This is a genomic window from Rhodophyticola porphyridii (assembly GCF_003688285.1).
GTDB lineage: Bacteria > Pseudomonadota > Alphaproteobacteria > Rhodobacterales > Rhodobacteraceae > Rhodophyticola > Rhodophyticola porphyridii.
Map to the genome: position 1 here is coordinate 75,816 of NZ_RCNT01000008.1, position 20,986 is coordinate 96,801.

The 20,986-nt window shown below is 62.5% G+C and carries 19 protein-coding genes; 14 read left to right on the plus strand and 5 right to left on the minus strand.

Annotated features, from left to right (window positions below):
- The first annotated feature begins 10 nt into the window (after positions 1-10).
- Complete coding sequence (locus tag D9R08_RS15245) at positions 11-1,168, plus strand: Gfo/Idh/MocA family protein (RefSeq protein ID WP_121898932.1); 1,158 nt, start codon at positions 11-13, stop codon at positions 1,166-1,168.
- A gap of 121 nt (positions 1,169-1,289) precedes the next feature.
- Here D9R08_RS15245 and D9R08_RS15250 read toward each other — a convergent pair whose 3' ends face one another.
- Positions 1,290-2,303, minus strand: coding sequence for a LacI family DNA-binding transcriptional regulator (locus tag D9R08_RS15250; protein ID WP_121898933.1), 1,014 nt, complete (start codon positions 2,301-2,303; stop codon positions 1,290-1,292).
- Between the two features lie 191 nt (positions 2,304-2,494).
- On the opposite strand from D9R08_RS15250, the gene D9R08_RS15255 reads away from it, so the two are divergent.
- The 5 genes from D9R08_RS15255 to D9R08_RS15275 all read left to right on the plus strand — a co-directional run bounded on the left by D9R08_RS15255 (position 2,495) and on the right by D9R08_RS15275 (position 8,590).
- Positions 2,495-3,445, plus strand: a complete 951-nt coding sequence (locus tag D9R08_RS15255) for a sugar ABC transporter substrate-binding protein (protein ID WP_121898934.1) — start codon at positions 2,495-2,497, stop codon at positions 3,443-3,445.
- A 74-nt stretch (positions 3,446-3,519) separates the two neighbouring features.
- Positions 3,520-4,632, plus strand: coding sequence for an ABC transporter permease (locus D9R08_RS15260; protein ID WP_121898935.1), 1,113 nt, complete (start codon positions 3,520-3,522; stop codon positions 4,630-4,632).
- A 1-nt stretch (position 4,633) separates the two neighbouring features.
- A complete protein-coding gene (locus D9R08_RS15265; protein WP_121898936.1) occupies positions 4,634-5,422 on the plus strand; it encodes an ATP-binding cassette domain-containing protein in 789 nt (262 codons plus the stop codon).
- 163 nt (positions 5,423-5,585) lie between these two features.
- Complete coding sequence (locus tag D9R08_RS15270; protein ID WP_121898937.1) at positions 5,586-7,019, plus strand: aldehyde dehydrogenase family protein; 1,434 nt, start codon at positions 5,586-5,588, stop codon at positions 7,017-7,019.
- Entirely contained in the window at positions 7,016-8,590 is a 1,575-nt protein-coding gene (locus tag D9R08_RS15275; RefSeq protein WP_121898938.1) for an FAD-dependent monooxygenase, read from the plus strand. The genes D9R08_RS15270 and D9R08_RS15275 overlap by 4 nt, the downstream gene beginning before the upstream one ends.
- Here D9R08_RS15275 and D9R08_RS15280 read toward each other — a convergent pair.
- The 4 genes from D9R08_RS15280 to D9R08_RS15295 are packed head-to-tail and all read right to left on the minus strand — an operon-like array spanning position 8,587 to position 12,635.
- Positions 8,587-9,777, minus strand: a complete 1,191-nt coding sequence (locus tag D9R08_RS15280) for an OsmC family protein (RefSeq protein WP_121898939.1) — start codon at positions 9,775-9,777, stop codon at positions 8,587-8,589. The genes D9R08_RS15275 and D9R08_RS15280 overlap by 4 nt on opposite strands.
- A 30-nt stretch (positions 9,778-9,807) precedes the next feature.
- Positions 9,808-11,112, minus strand: a complete 1,305-nt coding sequence (locus D9R08_RS15285; protein ID WP_121898940.1) for a TRAP transporter large permease — start codon at positions 11,110-11,112, stop codon at positions 9,808-9,810.
- Entirely contained in the window at positions 11,112-11,642 is a 531-nt protein-coding gene (locus D9R08_RS15290; RefSeq protein WP_121898941.1) for a TRAP transporter small permease, read from the minus strand. The genes D9R08_RS15285 and D9R08_RS15290 overlap by 1 nt, the downstream gene beginning before the upstream one ends.
- Before the next feature lie 6 nt (positions 11,643-11,648).
- Entirely contained in the window at positions 11,649-12,635 is a 987-nt protein-coding gene (locus tag D9R08_RS15295) for a TRAP transporter substrate-binding protein (RefSeq protein WP_121898942.1), read from the minus strand.
- Between the two features lie 214 nt (positions 12,636-12,849).
- On the opposite strand from D9R08_RS15295, the gene D9R08_RS15300 reads away from it, so the two are divergent.
- The 8 genes from D9R08_RS15300 (at position 12,850) to D9R08_RS15335 (ending at position 20,975) form a co-directional block, all read left to right on the plus strand.
- Positions 12,850-13,572: a GntR family transcriptional regulator gene (locus D9R08_RS15300; protein ID WP_121898943.1), complete on the plus strand. Its 723-nt coding sequence runs from the start codon at positions 12,850-12,852 to the stop codon at positions 13,570-13,572.
- On the plus strand, positions 13,560-14,300 hold the full coding sequence (locus D9R08_RS15305) for an SDR family NAD(P)-dependent oxidoreductase (RefSeq protein WP_121898944.1): 741 nt from the start codon (positions 13,560-13,562) through the stop codon (positions 14,298-14,300). The genes D9R08_RS15300 and D9R08_RS15305 overlap by 13 nt, the downstream gene beginning before the upstream one ends.
- Before the next feature lie 18 nt (positions 14,301-14,318).
- Positions 14,319-15,119: a nitroreductase family protein gene (locus tag D9R08_RS15310; protein WP_121898945.1), complete on the plus strand. Its 801-nt coding sequence runs from the start codon at positions 14,319-14,321 to the stop codon at positions 15,117-15,119.
- A 314-nt stretch (positions 15,120-15,433) separates the two neighbouring features.
- The gene (locus D9R08_RS15315) at positions 15,434-17,059 is read left to right on the plus strand and encodes a peptide ABC transporter substrate-binding protein (protein WP_121898946.1); all 1,626 of its coding nucleotides are present in this window, start codon (positions 15,434-15,436) and stop codon (positions 17,057-17,059) included.
- Between the two features lie 50 nt (positions 17,060-17,109).
- A complete protein-coding gene (gene oppB / locus D9R08_RS15320) occupies positions 17,110-18,033 on the plus strand; it encodes an oligopeptide ABC transporter permease OppB (protein ID WP_121898947.1) in 924 nt (307 codons plus the stop codon).
- A gap of 4 nt (positions 18,034-18,037) precedes the next feature.
- On the plus strand, positions 18,038-18,955 hold the full coding sequence (locus tag D9R08_RS15325) for an ABC transporter permease subunit (RefSeq protein ID WP_121898948.1): 918 nt from the start codon (positions 18,038-18,040) through the stop codon (positions 18,953-18,955).
- 29 nt (positions 18,956-18,984) lie between these two features.
- Entirely contained in the window at positions 18,985-19,950 is a 966-nt protein-coding gene (locus D9R08_RS15330) for an oligopeptide/dipeptide ABC transporter ATP-binding protein (protein ID WP_121898949.1), read from the plus strand.
- Entirely contained in the window at positions 19,950-20,975 is a 1,026-nt protein-coding gene (locus D9R08_RS15335) for an oligopeptide/dipeptide ABC transporter ATP-binding protein (protein WP_121898950.1), read from the plus strand. The genes D9R08_RS15330 and D9R08_RS15335 overlap by 1 nt, the downstream gene beginning before the upstream one ends.
- Positions 20,976-20,986 lie beyond the last annotated feature (11 nt).

Here is a 20,986-nt window from a genome sequence, read left to right on the forward strand (position 1 = left end):
GAGGTGCGCGATGACAAAACTGACCTGGGGTATGATCGGCGGCGGCGAAGGCAGTCAAATCGGCCCGGCACATCGTCTTGGCGCGGGGCTGGATGGCGAGTTCTCGTTCATGGCCGGCGCTTTGGATCACCGGCCCGATGCCGGGCGCGCATATGGCCGGGCCCTGGGACTGGATGTGGATCGGTCTTATGGCGACTGGCGCGAAATGCTGGATGGTGAGCGCACGCGCGACGACAGGGTCGATCTGGTCACCGTCGCAACACCGAATGCCACGCATTTCGAGATCACCAAAGCGTTTCTCGAAGGCGGGTTTCACGTGCTTTGCGAAAAACCGATGACGATGACCGTGGCGGAAGGTGAAGAGATTGTAAACATTTCGAAAGAAACGGGAAAGATCTGTGCCGTCAACTACGGCTATTCCGGGTATTCGCTGGTCCGGCACATGAAAGCCATGGTCGCCCGCGGCGATATCGGAAAAATCCGCGTGGTGGTGGCGGAGTTTGCGCACGGGCACCATGCGGATGCCGCGGATGCCGATAATCCGCGGGTGCGGTGGCGCTACGATCCGGCACAGGCGGGTGTCTCGGCCCAGTTTGCAGATTGTGGGATTCACGCGATGCATATGGCATCTTTCGTGACCGGACAGGAGGTTGAACGCCTGAGCGCCGATACGATTTCCGCGATCGGCAGCAGAGTTCTGGAAGATGACGCCATGGTCAATTTCCGTATGAGCGGTGGCGCGGCAGGCCGGCTCTGGACCAGTTCCGTGGCGATCGGGCGGCAGCACGGTCTGACATTGCAGGTTTTCGGCGAGACGGGCGGGCTCAGATGGGCGCAGGAGCAGCCGAACCAGTTGTACTACATGCCTTTGGGACAGCGCCTGCAGGTGATCGAGCGCGGCGAAGCAGGTCTCAGCCCGGAGGCAGATCGCGCCAGCCGGGTGACCATCGGCCATTCGGAAGGTATGCCACTCGCTTTTGCAAATATCTACAAGGATTTGGCCGAAGCGATCCAGGCACGGAAAGAAGGCCGGACAATGGATCCGGCGGCCAATCTCTACCCTCGCGCGGAGGACGGTTTGCGATCCATGGCGGCTGTATTTGCGGTGGCCGAAAGTGGCAAGGCCGAAGGAAAATGGGTGGATGCGCGGCCACCCATGTTTCGCTGACGGGCTCATATCCACCCGCGCGCATTTGGCGAGACCCGCGTGGCAGAAGTCCCGGCCGGATCGTCCGGTCGCGCATGCCGAGCGAGGGCCGCTGCCCTCCGGCGCGGTCAGGGCGGAAAGCTCATGGCGAGACCTTGCGAACTGGCGGGCGCAGCGTTCCACGTTCAACGATCCGGCAGGGGAACAGCCGCGCCTCCGGCGTGCGGTCGGGTTTGTCGACGGTGGCCACAACCAGTTCGATGGAGGAATTGATGATCTCGCCAATGGGCTGACGGATGGTGGTGAGGTTGATGTTTTCCCAACCGGCCATTTCCATGTCGTTCAAGCCGATGATCCCGATATCGCCGGGCACTGAAAGCCCGGCATCCTTCACCGCGCTCAACGCGCCAATGGACAGCACGTCGTCACCGCAGAAATAGGCCTCTCCCGGGTCGGAGGTCAGCAACCTGATCATTTCCGCACGGCCTGCATCGAACGAATAATCGGATGCGAAACTGTGGCTGACCGTCATGCCTGGGTGGCCCTGCATCACATCCATGAAGCCGATCAGGCGATCCTGCGTCGAGGTGGCCCGTTCCGGCCCGCCCAGAAATGAAACGCGGGTGTAGCCGCGATCGATCAGGGTCTGCGCGGCCATCCGGCCACATTCCTGATTATCGATGCCGACCACATGCACTTCGGGCATGGACGCGCGACGACCGAAGGAATGGACCACCGGAACGCCTGCATCGCGGAACGCCTTGGCGAAGCTGGGCGGCAGCGTGGAGGAGGCGACGATCACCCCGTCGACGGAATACTGGCGCAGCATCCGCACCGAATTGGCCGGCTCGACTTCGTGACTGAGATTGACCAGAAGCGGGCGCAGACCACGGTCCTGAAGGCCGCGGGTGAAGAGATCGAACACCTCCAGAAAGATCGGGTTGTGGAAGTTGTTCGACACAAGGCCGATCAGCTTGGTCCGGCCCGTTGTCAGGCTGGAGGCCAGCGCATTGGGGCTGTAGCCCAGTTCATCGGCGGCCTTTTCCACCTTGCGGCGGGTCTTGTCTGAGACGGAAGCGCCTTCGGTGAACGTGCGCGACACCGCCGAGCGCGACACGCCGGCACGTTCGGCGACATCTTTCAGAGTTACGGCCATGCGTCCCCGTGATCCGATTGCAAAGCTTCCCATCCCTTTTTTCATACAAAAAGACCGAAATCACCATGCCTTGCTCTACCCATTTTTGCAACCGGTTGCAAACTGGCGCGATTCGTGGTTACGATTTCGCCAAGGCGGAGAAGACCGCGAATGCCCGTGTCCGCCGGCGGGGAAACTCTAGGGAGGAACCAATGACATCATTTCTGAAAACGGCCGCGATGACTGCACTTGTCGCCGCAGCGCCGCTTCTGGCAGCCGGTCAGGCCGCCGCCGAAGGAGAGCGCTATGTTCTGGTCAGCCATGCGCCCGACAGCGACAGCTGGTGGAACACGATCCGCAATGCGCTGGCGCTGGCGGGCGAGCAGATGGGCGTCGAGGTGGAGTACCGCAACCCGCCCACCGGCGACATCGCCGATATGGCGCGCATCATCGAACAGGCCACCGCGTCGGGCCCAGACGGCATCATCACCACTCTGGCGGATTTCGATGTGCTCTCCGGCCCGATCCGGGCCGCCGTGGACAGCGGAGTGGATGTGATCATCATGAACTCCGGCACCCCGGAACAAGCCGCCGAGGTGGGGGCGCTGATGTATGTGGGACAGCCCGAATACGATGCGGGACTGGCCGCAGGCCAGCGGGCCGCGCGGGACGGGGTAACCTCCTTCCTGTGCGTGAACCACGTCATCTCCAACCCGGTCGTCGCGGAGCGTTGCCAGGGCTTTGCTGACGGTCTGGGCGTAGATCTGGGCGACTCGATGATCGACAGTGGCACCGACCCGTCGGAAATCCAGAACCGGGTTCTGGCCTATCTGAACGCCAATCCCGATACCGACGCGATCCTGACGCTCGGGCCGACCTCGGCAGACCCGACCATTCTGGCGCTGGAAAGCAACGGCATGGCCGGCGACATCTATTTCGGCACCTTCGATCTGGGCGACAATATCGTTCAGGCGATCCGCGATGGCGTCATCGAATGGGGTATCGACCAGCAGCCCTTCCTGCAGGCCTATCTGCCTGTTGTCGTGCTGACCAACTACCATCGTTATGGCGTGCTGCCGGGCAACAACATCAACTCCGGGCCCGGCTTCATAACCGCAGACGGTCTGGAACTGGTTGAAGAGTTCGCCGGCGAGTTCCGCTGAGCGGCCAAGGATACGATGGCGCGGCGACGGGAGGGTTGTCGCGCCATTCCTGACACGTGAAGGGGGAGGAAGAGATGTCCGACACGGCAACAGGAGACGAACGCGTCAAGGAAATGTCGGGGTTCCGAAAGGCCCTGATCCGGCCCGAATTGGGCGGGATCGTCGGCACGGTGGCGGTATTCACCTTCTTTCTGCTTTTTGCCGCCGATAGCGGAATGTTCAATGCGCAGGGCATCATGAACTGGTCCACGGTTTCGGCGCAGTTCATGATCATCGCGGTCGGTGCCTGCATGTTGATGATCGCAGGGGAGTTCGACCTGTCCGTCGGCTCGATGATCGGCTTCGCGGGCATGTCCATCGCGATTTTCTCGGTCACGCTGGGCTGGCCCGTCTGGATGGCGATCCTGACAACCTTTGCGCTCTGCATCTCGATCGGGGCACTGAACGGCTACATCGTGATCAAGACCGGCCTGCCCAGTTTTATCGTGACGCTCGCGGCGCTGTTCATCCTCCGCGGGTTCACCATCTTCTTTCCGCAGACCATCGAACGGCGCACCATCATCGGCGGAATCGACGACGCCGCCGAAGGAGATTGGCTTGCGCCGATTTTCGGGGGCGAGATCGGACAGCCGATTTTCGTTTGGCTTGCCGATCTCGGCCTGATCGACGTGTTCGAACGGGGCAACCGGGCGGGCGAACCGGTGATCGATGGCATTCCGATGCTGATCGTTTGGGCCATCGCGCTGGTGATTTTCGGGCATATCGTGCTGACCCGCACCCGGTTTGGCAACTGGATCTTTGCCGCGGGCGGCGATGCCCAGGCGGCGCGCTATGTGGGGGTGCCAGTGAACCGCGTGAAGATCCTGATGTTCATGTTCACAGCCTTTTGCGCAACCGTCTTCGCCACCTGTCAGGTGATGGAGTTCGGCTCCGCCGGGGCTGATCGCGGCGTTCTGAAAGAATTCGAGGCGATCATCGCGGTGGTGATCGGCGGCGCGCTTCTGACCGGCGGCTACGGTTCTGTCGTGGGGGCCGCTCTGGGCGCGCTGATCTTCGGCGTGGTGCAGCAGGGACTGTTCTTTGCCGGCGTCGAATCGAGCCTGTTCCGGGTCTTCCTTGGCGTCATCCTGCTCTTTGCGGTCATCCTGAACACCTATATTCGCCGCATCATCACGGGGGAGCGTTGAGATGGCTACCGGACGTGCACCCATCGTCGAGATGAAGAATATCGAGAAGCATTTCGGCTCGGTCATTGCGCTGAACGGCGTCACGGTGGAGGTCTATCCCGGCGAATGCCATTGCCTGTTGGGCGATAACGGCGCGGGGAAATCGACCTTCATCAAGACCATGTCGGGTGTTCACAAACCCACAAGAGGTGAGATCTTCTTCGAAGGCAAACCGATGCAGTTCGACGATCCGCGCGACGCGATCGCGGCGGGGATTGCAACGGTCTATCAGGATCTCGCGATGATTCCGCTGATGAGCGTCAGCCGCAATTTCTTCATGGGAAACGAGCCGCTGCGCAGGATCGGGCCGATCAGGCTGTTCGACCACGATCACGCGAACCGCGTGACCATGGAGGAAATGAAGAAGATGGGCATCAACCTGCGCGGGCCGGATCAGGCGGTCGGCACGCTGTCCGGCGGCGAACGTCAGACGGTCGCGATTGCCCGGGCGGTCCATTTCGGGGCCAAGGTGCTGATCCTTGACGAACCGACAAGCGCGCTTGGCGTCCGGCAGACCGCCAATGTGCTGGCCACCGTCGACAAGGTTCGCAAGAAGGGCATCGCGGTTGTGTTCATCACCCATAATGTCCGCCATGCGATGGCTGTGGGCGACAGGTTCACGGTGTTGAATCGGGGCACCACGCTCGGCACCGCGCAACGCGGGCAGATCACGCCCGAAGAATTGCAGGACATGATGGCCGGTGGGCAGGAACTGGTCGCGCTGGAAGGCTCACTCGGCGGGACGGTCTGACCCGGGACGCAGGACCAGCGCGGGCGCATTGCCAAGGCTTACGCATCTGAAAACGGTGCGCCCAATCCCGTGAAAACAGATATTTAAAGCGTTTTTGCAGGAACCTTCTGGACCTGGGGGAGCCATCGGGCGATGCTTGCCCGAGGGACGGGGGAGATCGGCAATGACACAACTGGCGCAGCATTACATCGGGGGGCTCTGGCGCGACGATGGCGCGCCCCCGCGCCCGAGCGTTAACCCCGCCGATGACACCCCACTTGGCAGTTACATCCCCGGCAACGCCGCGTTGGCCGATGAGGCGGCAACCGCCGCGCGGGATGCGTTTGACGATGGCGTGTGGGCGGCCTCCCCCCGGTTGCGGGCGCAGCTGCTGCATGAATTCGCGGACCGGCTTGCCGAGGCGAAGGATGACATCGCCGATCTGGTCGTCGCGGAAAATGGCAAGCTCCGGTCCGAGGCGATGGGTGAAACCATGGCTGGCATCTCCGAGAGCCGTTACTATGCCGGGCTCACGCGCAACATCCGGGGCTCGATGCAGGAAATGGCGCCGGGACAGATATCCCTGTTTCACCGCGAAGCGGCCGGAGTTGCCGGCATCATCGTGCCATGGAACGCGCCGGTCACGCTTTTGGTGCGATCGCTGGCCCCTGCACTGGCAGCGGGATGTACCGCGGTGATCAAGCCTGCCGCGCAGACACCTCTGGTGCATGCGCGGGTCATGCAATGCCTGACCGAGTGCCCCTCCCTGCCTGCGGGCGTGGTCAATTCGGTCAATGAAAACGGAATCGAGGTCGGGCAGGCCATGGTCGCCTCGCCCCTGATCGACGTGATCAGTTTCACCGGGTCGAGCCGCACGGGGCGCAAGATCATGGAAGGTGCTGCGGCCACGCTGAAGCGGGTCGGGCTGGAACTGGGCGGCAAGGCGCCATCGGTGATCTTCGAGGATGCCGATCTGGATCTGGCGGTGCGGCAATTGACCCACGGTTCGCTGGCGATTGCCGGTCAGATGTGTGCCGCCGCCGCGCGATTTCTGGTCCACGACAGCGTCGCCGTCGATTTCGCGGAGCGGATGACAGCGGCCTTGAAGGCTGTGCGCGTCGGCCCCGGCGCCGACCCGGCAAGCGGGATGGGTGCGCTGATCGACACCGCCAATCAGGCACGCCTGATGCGACTGATCGAGCAGGCCGGAGATGAAGGGCGGATGATGCTGAAAGGCGGGCCGCTGGAAACAGGCGCGTTCCTGACACCCACTCTCTTCGGGATCGACGATGTGCACTCCCCGCTTGTGCAGGAGGAACTGTTCGGCCCGATCATCTCTTTCGAGACCTTCGGGAACGAGGCCGAAGCTGTCGCCAAAGCCAATGCAACGGTCTACGGGCTGGCGGCCTCGGTCTTCACCCGCGATCATGCCCGCGCGATGCGAATGTCGCGGGCGGTCCGGGCCGGCACGGTCTGGATCAACGCGCATCTGCGACTGTTCGCGGAAGCCGAAACCGGCGGCTACGGACAGTCGGGACTGGGCCGGTTGCACGGGCCCGAGGGCCTCCACGATTTTCTGGAAACCAAGCATATCTTCATGGAGCCCGGTGTCGCATGACCCAGCACGATGTCATCATCGTCGGGGGCGGACCGGTGGGCATGGGGCTGGCCATCGATCTGGGTCAGCGCGGCCTGCGTGTCGCGGTGGTGGAGCGTCATGTCGCGCCGCAGCCGATCCCGAAAGGCCAGAACCTGACACAGCGGACGCTGGAAAATATCGATGCGTGGGGCTGCGAGCCCGAACTGCGCGCAGCCCGTGTGGTGCCCCGCGGCGTGGCCAATGGCGGCTTGGTGACCTATGGCGCACTGCTGAGCGATTACCATTACGACTGGTTCCCGAGGGAAAAGGTACAGCCCTTCTACGGGCAGGCGCTGGACCGCTTGCCGCAATACGAGACCGAGCGGGTTCTGCGGGCCCGCGCCGCGCGCATCGACATCATCGACACCTTCTATGGCTGGTTTTTCGACGGGCTGTCGCAGGATGGCGACGGTGTGACGATCGAGATCGCCGAGCACAGGGGCGACGGCCGGCGGGTTCTGCGGGCCGCATTTGCGGTGGGCTGCGACGGCAGCCGATCGGCCACGCGCGATGCGGCGGGGATCACGCAGAGCCTGTCGGATCATGACCGGCGGATGGCGCTGCTGGTGTTCCGCTCCCCCGAGTTGCATCGGCTCTTGGGTGAACGTTATGCGGAACGGTCGTTCTACAACGCGATCAGCCCCGAGCTGGATGGCTATTGGCTGTTTCTGGGCCGGGTCGATCTGGGCCGGGAGTGGTTCTTTCACGCGCCGGTGCCCGAGGGCACGACGGAAGAGACCTTCGACGCCGCCGGGTTCCTGCACAAGGCCGTTGGCCACCCGTTCGATCTGGAGATCACGCATACCGGGTTCTGGGATCTGCGCGTGGCGCTGGCCGACACCTATCGCAAGGGTCGCGTGTTCATCGCCGGCGATGCGGCCCACAGCCATCCGCCCTACGGCGGCTACGGGATTAATACCGGGTTCGAGGATGCGCGAAACCTGGGGTGGAAGCTGACCGCGGCGTTGCAGGGCTGGGCTGGTGAGCGGTTGCTGGACAGTTTCGATGCAGAACGCCGCCCGGTTTTTGCCTCCACCGCGCGCGATTTCATCGAACGGTTCATCAAGGAGGATCGGGCATTTCTGGCGCGCTACAGCCCCGAAAAGGACGAGGAGGCGTTCAGAAAAGCCTGGTTCGCCCGGCCCGAAGGCGCATCCGAGATCGTGGCGTTCGAACCGCATTACGAAGGCTCCCCCATCGTTGCGGGGTCGGGCCATCCCGGCGCGCGGGGCGATCATCGGTTCGAGGCGCGCCCGGGGCATCATCTGGCCCCCCGCAGTCTGAGCGACGGGCGCACCACCTATGACGCCTTGGGATCAGGCTTCACTCTTCTGGCCTTTGACAGGCCGGGATTGGCAGGCGAGATGACGGCCGCCGCCGCCGAGCTCTCGGTGCCGCTGACGGTCGTGACCGACAGCTATGCGGATGAACGGCTGGATTACGCTGCGCATGCCATTCTGGTCAGGCCAGACGGTTTCGTGGCCTGGGTCGGCGACGACATCGAAAACCCCGGGGCGATTCTGGCGATGGCGGTCGGGCGCGAGGTCTAGACCCGGGTGATCTTCAGCTTGGTCTTCAGATCGGTGCGGCAGAACGCATGGAGGAAACAAGTTCGCTCGGACACATCCAGCATGTCACGGGCAGCCTCGTCGGCCTCGCTGGTCACAAGATGCACATGGGTCTCGACCGGATCGGCCGTGCCCGCCTTGCCGGTGCCGCCCGACGCCCCGCCAAGGGAAAAATGCGTATCCTGCACGATGGAATAGCTCGGCAGATCGAGGTTTTCCATCGAAGCCATGCGACCAAACTGGGTCATGAAGCAAAAGCCGATCCCGGCGGAAATGAAGCTGACCGCATCGGGCGCGCGCCCCTGCCCGCCGGCCACCGGGGCCTCTTCGCTCAGAAAGCGGAAGACGCTGCCATGGGGGCTGTAAAGCCGTTGTTCGATCTCCTTGATCCCATCGTCGCGGAGCGTGCAGATCGCACCGGGGTTCAGCGTGCGGTCCTGTTCATCGGTCAGACTGGTTGCGGCACCTGCGGTCCCGCCGCGGACCTTCTTCACCGGCGTCATGCCAAGGCGCTCGATCAGGGTCAGCTCGGTGGGCGCGGGCACCGGACCGGCGCCCGTGGGGTCGGGAACGGGCGCGCCATCGAGCTGTTTCGCTTCGGCGGTGGGGATCTGCATGTCATTCCGTGTCAGCGTGAACAGGCTGTCGAGCTTGCCCCGCATCAGCCCGTTCAGTGGCGAGGCATGCACTGCATTGCTCAGCAACTCGGCCAGAGCGCCGTCCTCCAGATCGCAATCGACCTGCACTTCCAGTTCCACGGGAAGCGCGCCGCCGGTCATCGTGCGTTGCCGCATGGAGCCCTTCATGGTGTAGAAATTGTCCTGGATCAGCCGCAGCTTGTGCAATGCGACCCCCTCCCGCGTCGCAAGTGCGGTAATCTCGTTCATGTAACTCGCGATCATGCCGGTGGTGAGGAAGGCCAGCGGGCACGGGGCGGCGTCGTGGCCGTTCAGATAGGCCCCCTCATCGGAGACCAGCCGCCACATCAGCCCGGAACGCGCCGAGATCACCAGAGCCTCTTTCTGAAACCCGGACAGCGACCGGACCCAGCATCGCACCGCGTCGCCCAGACGCAAGGCGGGCGGTGCGAGACCCACATCGCCGGGATTGGCAACGCCGTAGAACGGCGCCGTGTCGCTTGCGGCGATGATGTTTTCACCCATTTTCATATCACAACTCCCTGATGGAACGCCGAAGCCCTAGCCGAACATGGTTTGCGGCAGGAGCAGCGCGATTTGCGGAAAGACAACGATCAGGATCACGGCCAGCAGCATGGCAAACCAGAACGGCCAGATGCCGCGGAATATGGTGTTCAGCGGAACCCCCGGCGCAATGCCCTTGACGACGAAGACATTCACACCCACGGGTGGCGAGATAAGGCCCATCTCCAGACAGATCACCATAAGCACCCCGAACCAGATCATATCCACGCCCAATGGCTCGATGATCGGCTGCACAAGCGGCACGGTCAGCACGAGGATCGCGAAGCCGTCCATAAACATGCCCAGAATGATGAAGATCAGCAGGAACATCAGCACCACCTGCATCCCCGTGAAGCCCTGCGCCTCAACCCAGAGGGACAGGTCGTAGGTGACGCCGGAAAAACCGATGAAGCTCTTGAACACGAATGCGCCGAAAAGGATCAAAAAGACCGTGCCGGTGGATTTGAGTGTGCTCGTGAAGACCTCGATCACATTGGCACGGGTCAACTGGCCCCGGAAGGCGGTGATCACGAAGGCCAGTGCTGCGCCCACTCCGGCCGCCTCCACCGCCGAGAAGACACCCAGATAGATGCCGCCGATGGTGATGACGATGATGCTCACAATGGCGGAGGCGCGGCGCATCGCCTGAAACCGTTCCCTGAGCGGCACGATCGCGGCACCACGCGGGGCCTTTTCGGGATTGCGCAGCACGACCAGCCAGATCGCGACGACAAAAAGCGCGGTCAGCATCAGACCCGGGATCACCCCGGCCATGAAAAGCTGTCCGATGCTCTCTTCGGTCAGGATGGCGTAGATCACGAAGCCGGCCGAGGGCGGGATGAGGATACCAAGGGTGCCGCCCGCGGCGATAGAGCCCGTGGCAAGGCCATTGTCGTAATTGTAGCGCTGCATTTCCGGCAGGCTGACGCGGCCCATGGTGAGTGCCGCGGCCAGAGACGACCCTGACAGCGCCGAAAACCCCGCACAGCCCACCACCGTGGCCGAGGCCAGCCCGCCCTTCAGGTGGCCAAGCCAGCTATGGGCCGCCGAATAGAGATCCCGGCTCATGCCCGAGACGCCGGCAAGGTTACCCATCAACACGAAAAGCGGAATGATCGTGAGCGGGTAATTCGATGCCTCGTTGAAGATTTCGCCCGCAAGTTTCGGGATCGCCGCGCGTTCGCGGATCACATAGATGCCGATTGTGCCGACGAGCATCATCGAGATGCCCACCGGCATGCGGATCACCAGACAGGCGAACAGGGCGATGAAGCCGACAAGCGCGATCAGGCTTCCGTCCATCAGTCAGCAATCTCGTTCGGGTCGTCGCCATCCAGATGATAAAGACCGACAACAAGCTGGAGCAGCACATTCAGGGCAAAAAGGCCCATCGTGGCGGACAGGAAATAGTAGAACGGGCGATGCACGATGGACATGTTGTTGGTGAGACAGGCACGTTCCGCGCCGCAGGCCTTGTCGGCCAGCGCATAGCTTGCCAGGGCCAGAATACCAAAGGCCATCAGCCGCATCAGCGCGTCAGTGAACCGGGTCAGCCGGCGGCCCGCGACCATTCCGATCACGTTGACGGATACATGCGCCCCGTGACGCGCACCATAACAGACCGATGCCCCGGCCACGACGATCAGCGTCATGGTCGAGATGTCGCTGATCCCGAAAATCGGATCATTCAGGGCATAGCGCCAGAGCACCGCCGTCAGCGTGACGAACATCAGCCCCAGAACGGCGAGCGCGCCCAGGATCGCCACCAGCCCGGACAGGCGCCCAAGCTGGCGGTCGACCCATAACAGCGCGGATGGTGTCTGACGCGGCACGGGGGATCAGCCGTCCGGCTGCATCATCAGGTCCATGACTTCACCCACGGTCATCGGTCCCGCATTCTGGGCCCGTACCTCGGACAGTGTGTCGGCAATGGCCGCGTTCCATCGGGCGCGTTCCTCCTCCGGGATCTCGATCATCTCGACCCCGGCCTCCGCGGCCATCTGCAGCCCGCGGGCGGCGGCCCGGTCGTAGAACTCGCCTCCGGCGATCGACAGCGCATCATCGGCGGCCGCGTCGATCCAGCCACGCTGTTCATCGCTCAACCCATCATAGACCTCACGGTTCATCAGCAGAACAAAGGCCGAGCCGGAACCTGGAAACCATGTGGTGATGTAATTCGCCGGCTCATGCAGATTGAAGGAGGGGATGCCCGACGGCCCGATGGCGATTCCGTCGATGACACCGTTGGTCAGGTTCTGGTTGATGACATTCACCGGCTGCGCCACGGCGGAGGCCCCAAGCGCCTCGACGAAAGGCGCATCCTGGCTGGCGGTGACACGGATCAGCATCCCGTCAAGATCCTCCAGCCTGCGCACCGGCCTGTCGCGGGTGATCAGAACCGGCGGCGCATTGGCCCAGATCGCCAGCACCTCGGCCTCGTATTCCTGTTCCAGCACATCGCGCGCGCGCAGCAATGCCTGCGTGCATTCGGACGCGCTGCCGCAAACGCCCGGGGTCGTGACGGCATTGGTCATCGGGAACACCTCGCCGGTGTAACCGGGCAGGGCAAACACGATATCGGCCACACCATCGAGCAGAATTCCGTACTGGCGGGGTGGCGCCGAATTCAGCGCCCCTCCGGGGTATTGCTGCACGGTCATTTCTCCGCCCGAAACCTCGGCCAGAGCCTCGGCGAACGGTGTGAAGACGGCGGCGTTCATCGGATGACCGGGCCCCATGAAATAGGCCAGGCTCAACTCCTCGGCCTGAGGCGCGGCTGTCGACAAGGCCAAAGCGGCAGCGGCACAGATACCCAATCTTTGCATTCTCTTCCTCCCTCTGGTGGCGACACAGGCTTATCCCGATTTCGATGAGAGAAGCTTAACAGTGTCGGCGGGGCAGATCCGGCCTCTCCTCCCAAAGCGGCCTTGCGATGTCCCTCCCCCACTAGAGGCAAATTTGTATCCAAAAGAAAGCAAAAAAATGCCATATCGCTCCAGATTAGCTCGACAGACGCAATTTCGTATCCGATAATCGGGCATGGCATCCAGCGTGGAACATGTGCTTGCGGTCATCCGCCGGCAAATCCTCAACGGCGATCGACCGCCGGGGGAGAAGATTTCGGAAGCTGCGATTGCAGCCGAGCTTGGCGTGTCCCGAACACCCGCCCGCACGGCCCTTGCCGCATTGCAGGCCGAAGGTCTGATCGAAAAGCGGAAGGGTCGCGGATTCACGATCCGCTCGATCTCGACCGCGGATGTGGAAAAATCCATCGCCGTGCGCGCGGCGCTCGAGGCGCTTGCCGCCGCCACCATGGCGCAAACCGGGATGAGCCCCGAAGTGGAGGCAGACCTCTCGCGCTCCATCAAGATGTCCGAAGACATGCTGGCCGGCGATGGCCCCGTCGCATCACAGCTGGAACTTTATCAGGAGGCCAATATCCTGTTTCACGAAACGATCATGAAACGGTGCGGCAACGAGTTGATCGCGCATACATTCGAGCGGATCGCGATGCTGCCCCTGACTTCGCTCGGGTCGCTCATGTTCAAGGCGACCGAGCCCAGACGGGAACGCATGCGCCTGACCGTGGGCCACTCGCAACATGTCATCATCTTCGACGCGCTGAAGAAACGCGATGTTGCGCGCGCCGAGGCGATGATGCGCGAACACAGCCATGCCGCACTCAATTACAGCGATCTCTTTGTGCGCGAAGTGGTCGTGGACGGCCCCGGGAAAAAACCGGAACTGGCATGGGACGACTGACCGGCAAGGCCGCCGTCATCACGGGCGGGGCCAAAGGCCTGGGCCTCGAGTTTGCCCGCGCGCTGATTGCGGAGGGGGCCGGGGTTCTGGTGGTCGACATTGCCGATGGCGCCGATGCGGAACAGGCGGGCGCGCATTTCATGCATGCCGATATCACCGGGGAGGGTGCGGCCGAGCGGATTGCGGACGCTGCGATGGATGCCTTCGGGCAGGTCGATATCCTGATCAACAATGCCGCCCTCTATGCCGGGCTGCCGATGGCGCGATATGACCGGATCGAGCCCGATCTGTGGGACGAGGTGATGAGGGTGAATATCGGCGGGACCTGGCGGATGATTCGCGCTATCGGACCGCTGATGGAGAAACGCCGGCGCGGCAAGATCGTCAACATCACCTCCGGCACGGTGATGAAGGGTATGCCGGGAATGGCGCATTACGTCGCCTCCAAGGGAGCGCTCGCGGCGCTGACGCGGACCCTGTCGCGGGAGATGGGCGGAAACGGCGTCTGCGTGAACTCTCTGGCGCCCGGGCTTACGCTGTCCTCCAGCATTCTGGAAAACGCGGCGCATATCGAGGCGACCCGCGACCGGGTGCTGGCTTCGCGGGCCATCAAACGCGATGGCCAACCCGCGGATCTGATCGGCGCTCTGCTGTTCCTGTGTTCCGACGACAGCGACTTTGTGACCGGCCAGACCATCGCGGTGGATGGCGGATCGGTAAACACATGAGATTTTCGGGAGACCATCATGACAGAAACCGACATCACGCCTGCCGTCGACCTCGCCAAAGCCGAGGCAGAGGTGGATCTGCCGCCGATCGGGGACCGCAGCAGATACGACGCGCTGATGCAGGTGATCCGCAACCGGGTGACCGTGCGCAAGTTCGACGCCGGTTTCGTGGTGCCGGAGGCGCATTACGAACTGATTCTGGAAGCCGCCCGCCACGGCCCGTCAGGCGCCAACGCGCAACCCTGGCAGTACATCATCGTGCGCGACGCGGCGGTGAAACAGCAGATCGCGGACTACTTCGTCGCCGAGCAACGGTTTCGCGCCAGGGCGAAGATGAAGTTTCCGACGCCGGACTATCGCGGGCTGGCCACGGCACCGGGATTTGTCGTGGTCTGTTCGGACATGCGGTGGGTCAATGCCTTTCCGGTACTGAATGACGGATCCGATCTGGACCGGATGTATCGCGAAAATGCGGAACGGATCTTGCTGCAATCGGTCGCCGCATCGACCATGTCGGCCCATCTGGCCGCGGCAGCACTGGGCTATAATGTCTGGTGGGTGACGGCCATCGGCCAGCAGGAGGCGCAGGAGGCTATGCGTCCTTTGCTGAATATACCCGAAGAGATCTCGGTCCTTGATATCTTTCTGTTCGGTCCCCCCGCGCAGTCGCCCTATAAACGCTGGCGCCGTCCGATCGAGGAAATCCTCCATCGGGACGAATACAATCGCGATCATTTCATGTCCGATGAGGATCTTGCGGAGTGGATAAGGACGCGCCGGCATCGGGTGATGTATCGCGATGCCTCCAAAATAGACTGACCGGGCGGCTTTTGGCGAGGAAACCCGCGGAACCGGTATCAATCTGTTCATTCGGGACAATAAATCAGTCAGGGCTTCCGCATATCGCATTCAGGTGCTTAGATACCGGAAGTTCGATGTCCGACATCGAAAAGTGTTTGTTCCGATTCTGGTCTTGCGTGACAACCATGTAGGAGTTTTTCCGCCGAAAGCGGAAATGACGCAACGTATACTAGTGTGTGAACCGCAGGTTTCGCGGAAATACCGGGATCAAGTCGAGGCCACAAACCGGCAGAGTCCGGAAACGCCCGGCGACCACCAACAGGGAGACCCAAATGACGAGACTTAGCCTTCTGACCACATCCACCATTCTGACGTTTGCGCTTGGCAGCACGGCCTGGGCGCAGGCGACGCACCCGGTAACCGGCGAAACGCTGGCCGAGGACCAAACCTTTCAATACCGCCTGCTGGATCAGTTCCCCTCCATCGATCCGCAATTGATCGAGGAAACCGCCGGCGGGCACGTCGCGCGCCAGTTGTTCGAGGGGCTGCTGACGCAAAACGCCGATGGCACCCTGCGCCCGGGCGTGGCCGAAAGCTGGTCCTCCGAAGACAACCAGACCTGGGTTTTCAATCTTCGTGAAGATGCCCGCTGGTCCAACGGCGACCCGGTGACGGCACAGGATTTCGTTGCCTCCTGGCAGCGTGCGGCCGACCCGGCCACCGCCTCCGAATACGCCTGGTATGTCGAACTGAGCCAGATCAGCAACTCCGCCGCCGTCATCGCGGGCGAAGTCGGCCCGGAAGAGCTTGGCGTCCGCGCCATCGATGACCGCACGCTTGAGGTCACGCTGTCCCAGCCTCTGCCCTATTTCCCGCAGATGACTGTCCATTACACCTTCATGCCCAGCCACCAACCGTCGGTTGAAGAGCACGGCGCGGCATGGACAGCGCCCGAGAACATCGTCTCCAACGGTGCCTATATGCTGGACGAGATTGCGGTGAACGAATTCTTCCGGCTGGTTCCGAACCCGGAATACTGGGGAGCCGAGAATGTGATCATCACAGAGGTTACCGGATACATCATCAACGATGCCAGCCAGGCCCTGACGCGCTTTCAGGCCGGCGAGTTCGACATGATGGACGATCTGCCCGCAGGCAGCTATCCGCGTCTCGAAGCCGAGATGCCCGATGTTGCGCATTCGGTCCCGCGTCTGTGTTCCTACTACTATGCGATCAACCAGTCCGAAAGCGGGCACGAGGCACTTCAGGACCGGCGCGTTCGCACCGCTCTCAGCCTTATGATCGACCGCGAAGTCATCACCGATCAGGTGTTGCAGGCCGGTCAGGCACCTGCCTTCAACTTCACGCACTGGGCGACCGCAGGTTTTGAGATGCCCGAAATTGAATATGCCAGCTGGACCCAGGAAGAGCGGATGGCACATGCGATGGAATTGATGACAGAGGCCGGGTACGGCCCCGACAACCCGATCGAGCTGAACCTGATCTACAACACCTCGGAAAACCATCGCCAGATCGCGACGGTCATCAGCCAGATGTGGCGCCCCCTGGGTGTGAGCACCGTGCTGAACAACTTCGAATGGCAATCCTATCTGGAGATCAGGGGCAACCAGAACTTCGACGTCGCCCGCTCGGCCTGGTGCGGGGATTACAACGAGGCGTCGACCTTCCTCGACCTGCTGACCTCGAACAACTCCAACAACGACGGCAAATACGCCAATGACGAGGTCGACCGGCTGATGGCGGAAAGTGTCACCATGGCCGATCCGCAGCCGAATTACACCGCGGTCGAGCAGATCCTGTCTGAGGACATGGCGATCATCCCGATCTACCATTACACGCAGAACTTCGTGCTGGATCCGACGATCCGGAACTGGCCGATGGAGAACGTGGAAAACAACTGGTACGTCCGCGATATCTACCGCGTCGCAGCAGAATAATGAACAGCCGGGGCGGGTGATCCGACCCGCCCCGGCGCTTCGTTTTCCAGATGTTCACATTCATCTTCAAACGCCTTCTGATCGCGATACCGGTTCTGCTGATCCTGATCGTGGGCACTTTCATCCTGATGTATGCCGCCCCCGGCAGCCCGTTCGCCACCGAGCGTGGCGTACCGCCCGCGGTTTTGGCCAATCTTGAGCGCCAATACGGGCTGGACCAGCCGTTTCACGTTCAGATCTGGCGCTATATCTGGGGCATCGTCAGCGATTTCGATTTCGGCCCGTCCTTCATCTACCGCGACCAGGATGTGAACGACCTGATCGCGCAGGGTTTCCCGGTGACGCTGACCTACGGGTTCTGGAGCTTTGTGGTCGCCGTGCTGGTTGGGGGGACCCTCGGTATCATCGCCGCGATCCGTCACAACACCTGGCTGGATTATCTGGCTGTCGGCATCTCCATCGGCGCGCAGGTTCTGCCCAACTTCGTGCTGGCGCCGATCCTGGTGCTGATCTTCACGCTCTGGCTCGGCTGGTTACCGGGCGGCGGCTGGCAGGGCGGGCAGATCGAATATGTGATCCTGCCGGTCATCGCGCTCTCGACCAGCTTCATGGCTTCCATCGCGCGGATCGCGCGTGCCTCGATGCTGGAAGTGCTGACCTCGAACTTCATCCGCACGGCCCGGGCCAAGGGCCTGCCGATGCGCCGGATCGTGCTGCGCCATGCCCTGAAACCCGCGCTTCTGCCCGTCATCTCCTATCTGGGTCCCGCATTCGTGGGGATGATCACCGGATCGGTGGTGATCGACATCTATTTCTCCACCGGCGGCATCGGGCAGTTCTTCGTCGCCTCCGCGCTGAACCGCGATTACGGGGTGATGATGGGCATTACCGTTCTTCTTGGCACGCTTACGATCTTCTTCAACCTCGTGGTCGATATCCTCTACGCCTGGATCGACCCGAAAATCCGGTATTAGACCCATGCTCGCAACCAGAGCCATCGCCGACCAACTGGCCCACAAAGACGCCGTCAAAGGGCGGTCTTTGTGGGCGGATGCGCGCACCCGGTTCTTTCGCAACAAGGCAGCCGTCGGCGGTTTGATCGTTCTGCTTCTGGTCGGCCTCTTCGCCGTGATCGGACCTTTCGTCGCGCCCTGGGACTATGAGGAGATCGACTGGTCCGTGCTCGGCCGCGTCGCCGAGGCGGGGCGTCCATCGCTGGAGACCGGTCATTGGTTCGGCACCGATCCTTTGGGCCGGGACTTGTTCGCGCGTACCGTGCAGGGCACGCAGATCTCGCTCATGGTGGGGATCGTGGGCGCTTTCATCGCGGTCATCGTGGGCACGTTTTACGGTGCGGTCGCCGGGTATTTCGGGGGCCGCGTGGATAATGTGATGATGCGCATCGTCGATGTGCTGATGTCGATCCCCTACATGTTCGTGCTGATCCTGCTACTAGTGGTCTTCGGGCGCTCCATGCTGATGCTGTTCATCGGGATCGGGCTGGTCAGCTGGCTGGACATGGCGCGGATCGCGCGCGGCCAGACGCTGACGCTACGCAACAAGGAGTTCGTGGAGGCCGCCGTAGCGACGGGCGTCGGGCCCTTCACAATTATCCTGCGCCATATCGTGCCCAATCTTCTGGGCGTGGTGATTGTCTATGCGACGCTGCTGGTCCCCTCCATGATCATCTACGAAAGCTTCATCAGCTTTCTGGGCCTTGGGGTGCAGGAACCGCTGACAAGCTGGGGCGCGCTGATCAGCGAGGGCTCCGGAGAGATGGTTAACGGGACGCTCTGGATGCTGCTGGTCCCGCTGTTTTTCTTTGTCGTAACGCTCTTCGGCTTCTTCTTCGTCGGCGACGGGCTGCGCGATGCGCTCGATCCGAAGGATCGGTGATGACACGTTTCCCGAAGGATCAATAACGAATGCCGCTTTTGGAAGTCACCGACCTGACGGTCAGCTTCGATACGCCCGATGGCATCGTGCGCGCCGTCAACGGAATGAGCCTTACGCTGGAGCCCGGCGACAAGCTTGCGATTGTCGGCGAAAGCGGCTCCGGCAAGACGCAGCTGGCTTTCGGCATCCTCGGTCTGCTGGCCAAGAACGGCAAAGCCGAGGGAAGCGTGCAGTTCAACGGCCAGGAAATCCTCAACCTGCCGGAATCGAAGCTGAACCGGATCCGCGCCAACGAGATCGCGATGATCTTTCAGGACCCGATGACCTCGCTGAACCCCTATATGCGGGTCGGGGACCAGATGGCCGAGGTTCTGATGCTGCATCAGAGCAAATCCAAGCATGACGCGCTGGAGGAAAGCGCCGCCATGCTGGACGCGGTGCGCATTCCCGATGCCCGGTCGCGTCTGCGGATGTATCCGCACGAGTTTTCCGGCGGGATGCGGCAGCGGATCATGGTGGCGATGGCGCTTTTGTGCCGTCCGAAACTGCTGATCGCCGACGAGCCGACGACGGCGCTGGATGTGACCGTACAGGCCCAGATCATGGAACTGATGGCCGATGTGCAGCGCGATTTCGGCACGGCGCTTGTGCTGATCACCCATGATCTGGCGATCGTGGCGGGCACCTGCGCCGAAACGCTGGTGATGTATGGCGGGCAGGTGATGGAACGCGGGCCCACCGATGATGTATTCGAGGCGCCGGCCCATCCCTATACCCTTGGCCTTCTGAAGGCGGTGCCACGGCTCGATGTGCCGCAGCCTTCGCTTGAGACCATTCCGGGCGATCCGCCGGATCTGACCGATCTGCCGCCGGGCTGTCCGTTCAGCCCACGCTGTCCGCTGTCCCACGACCCCTGCACGAAAACCATGCCCCCGTTGGAGGCGTTCGACACCGGACGGTTCAGGGCCTGTCATGCCAGCCGGGAGGCGCTGTAATGAGCAACATCCTGATGCAGGTCGAGAACCTCAGCGTCACCTTCGGGATCCCGCGCCGGGGTGGCTGGCCATGGACGCCGCCGGACCAGCTACAGGCGGTCTCCAACGCCTCGGTCATATTGAAGGAGGGGGAGACGCTTGGCCTTGTGGGCGAAAGCGGCTCAGGCAAATCGACGCTTGCCCGGGCCATCGTGGGCACCGTTCCGGTAAGCGGCGGCCGGGTGCTGTGGAAAGGCAAGGACATGGTCGGGCTGTCGGCCGCCGAGACCCGCGCCCATGGCCGCCACGTGCAGATGGTCTTTCAGGACCCTCTCGCGGCGCTGAACCCACGGATGACCGTGGGCCAGGTCGTGGCAGAACCGCTGGTTACGCATTTCCCGGATCTGAGCAAATCCGAAGTGCGGGACAAGGTCGGCGCGATGATGGAACGGGTGGGCCTGCTGCCCGCGCTGGTCAACCGCTATCCGCATGAGTTTTCCGGCGGGCAGTGTCAGCGGATCGGCATCGCGCGGGCGCTGATAACCGAACCGGAACTGGTGGTCTGCGACGAACCGGTCAGCGCGCTTGACGTGTCGGTGCAGGCGCAGGTGGTGAACCTGTTGCAGGATCTGCAACGCGACATGGGTCTGTCCCTGCTGTTCATCGCCCATGATCTGAGCGTGGTCCGCCATATCTCGAACCGGATTGCGGTGATGTATCTGGGGCGGATCGTCGAGACGGCCGAAGCCGGCGAGTTGATCGCCAATCCCCGCCATCCCTATACCAAGGCGCTGATCTCCTCGGTTCCGATCCCGTCTCCGAAGGCTGAACGCGCGCGGCATCGCCCCGTGCTGGAAGGCGAACTTCCCTCCCCGCTCGCCCCGCCCTCGGGATGTGTGTTCCGCACACGCTGCCCGATTGCGCGTCCCGACTGCGCGGAGGTGCGGCCCGAATTGCTGGAAGTCGCCAACGGACACATGGTTGCCTGCCCGCATCATGACGATGCCGCAAATGCGGATCAGCGACCTGCCGAAAGCGTCAACTGACGCAAACGCGG